General features: G+C 59.8%; 1 protein-coding gene. It reads left to right on the forward strand.

The window, feature by feature from the left end; genetic code table 11:
- Positions 1–238 precede the first annotated feature (238 nt).
- Positions 239–1,777: a glycerol-3-phosphate dehydrogenase gene (gene glpD / locus KGA82_RS27205; RefSeq protein WP_223453175.1), complete on the forward strand. Its 1,539-nt coding sequence runs from the start codon at positions 239–241 to the stop codon at positions 1,775–1,777.
- Positions 1,778–1,929: the final 152 nt, after the last annotated feature.

Raw genomic sequence — 1,929 nt, forward strand, 5'->3', positions numbered from 1 at the left:
TTGCTGGCGATGGCGTCTTCAAGGCCGCCATCGCCAGCAAGCCGGCTCCTACAAAATGCGTGCCCCCGCAATCCCCCCTCGGCTACTAATGTTCGTAAATTTTCCTTTAACGGCCCTTCGATCAGTATTTTCAATCGAAGTTAACTGGCTGTGGGCGGCTTTATGGGCTACCATTTTCGCAAATGAACATTAATGTTCGAAATCCAATATCGACAATCAAAAAAACCGAGGCCAGCCGATGCCCACTTCTACCTTGCCTACGCCCCCACTCGCCGAGGTCTACGATATCGCCGTCATCGGTGGCGGGATCAATGGCGTGGGGATCGCAGCGGATGCCGCCGGTCGCGGTCTTTCGGTGTTCCTTTGCGAAAAGGATGATCTGGCCAGCCACACCTCGTCGGCCAGCAGCAAACTGATCCACGGTGGTCTGCGCTACCTCGAACATTACGAATTCCGTCTGGTCCGCGAAGCCCTCGCCGAGCGCGAAGTGTTGCTGGCCAAGGCGCCGCACATCGTCAAGCAAATGCGCTTCGTCCTGCCGCACCGTCCGCACCTGCGTCCGGCCTGGATGATCCGCGCCGGCCTGTTCCTGTATGACAACCTGGGCAAACGGGAAAAACTGGAAGGTTCGAAAAGCCTGAAGTTCGGCCCGGACAGCCCGTTGAAAAGCGAAATCACCAAAGGCTTCGAATACTCCGATTGCTGGGTCGACGACGCGCGCCTGGTGGTCCTGAACGCCATGGCGGCCCGCGAGAACGGCGCCCATGTGCACACCCAGACCCGCTGCGTCAGCGCCCGTCGAACCAAAGGCCTTTGGCATCTGCACCTGGAACGCGCCGACGGCAGCCTGCTTTCGATCCGCGCCAAGGCGCTGGTGAATGCGGCCGGCCCATGGGTTGCCAAGTTCATTCGTGATGATTTGAAGATGGAATCGCCGTACGGCATCCGCCTGATCCAGGGCAGTCACCTGATCGTGCCGAAACTGTACGAAGGTGATCACGCGCACATTCTGCAAAACGAAGATCAGCGCATCGTCTTCACCATTCCGTACCTGAACCATTTCACCCTGATCGGCACCACCGACCGTGAGTACACCGGCGATCCGGCAAAAGTGGCGATCACCGAAGGCGAAACCGATTACCTGTTGAAAGTGGTCAACGCCCACTTCAAGAAGCAGATCAGCCGCGACGACATCCTGCACAGCTATTCCGGTGTTCGTCCGCTGTGCAACGACGAATCCGACAATCCGTCGGCCGTCACCCGCGACTACACCCTCGCGCTTTCGGGCACGGGCGAAGAAGCGCCGTTGCTGTCGGTGTTCGGCGGCAAGCTGACCACCTACCGCAAACTGGCCGAGTCGGCGCTGGCGCAACTGGCACCTTACTTCACGCACATCAAGCCGAGCTGGACCGCCAGCGCCACCCTGCCGGGCGGCGAAGACATGACCACCCCGCAGGCGCTGAAATCGCGCATCCGCGACCAGTTCGACTGGGTACCGACCGAAATCGCCCGTCGCTGGGCAACCACTTACGGCAGCCGCACCTGGCGCATGCTTGAAGGCGTGCAAAGCCTCAGCGACCTGGGCGAGCACATCGGCGGCGGTCTCTACACCCGCGAAGTCGATTACCTGTGCAGCGAAGAATGGGCAACCACGGCGCACGACATTCTGTGGCGTCGCAGCAAGCTGGGCTTGTTCACCACCCCGGCCGAGCAGCAAGCGCTGACGGAGTATCTGAGCAAGGTCGAGCAGAACCGCAGCAAGATTGAAGCGGCCTGATCTCACCTCCGCTCAAACGAAAGCCCCTGAATCTCACGATTCAGGGGCTTTTTGCTATTCGGGAAACACCATCAATCCCCTGTAGGAGCCGGCTTGCTGGCGATGGCGGTGTGCCAGTCAACTTCTTTATTGACTGGCACACCGCCATCGCC

It is taken from the genome of Pseudomonas sp. BF-RE-22, from assembly GCF_019956155.1.
Classification (GTDB): Bacteria; Pseudomonadota; Gammaproteobacteria; order Pseudomonadales; family Pseudomonadaceae; genus Aquipseudomonas; species Aquipseudomonas migulae.

Bases quoted from the DNA above. Each gene is read 5' to 3' on its own strand.
- glpD (WP_223453175.1), top strand. From the start codon at position 239: ATGCCCACTTCTACCTTGCCTACGCCCCCACTCGCCGAGGTCTACGAT.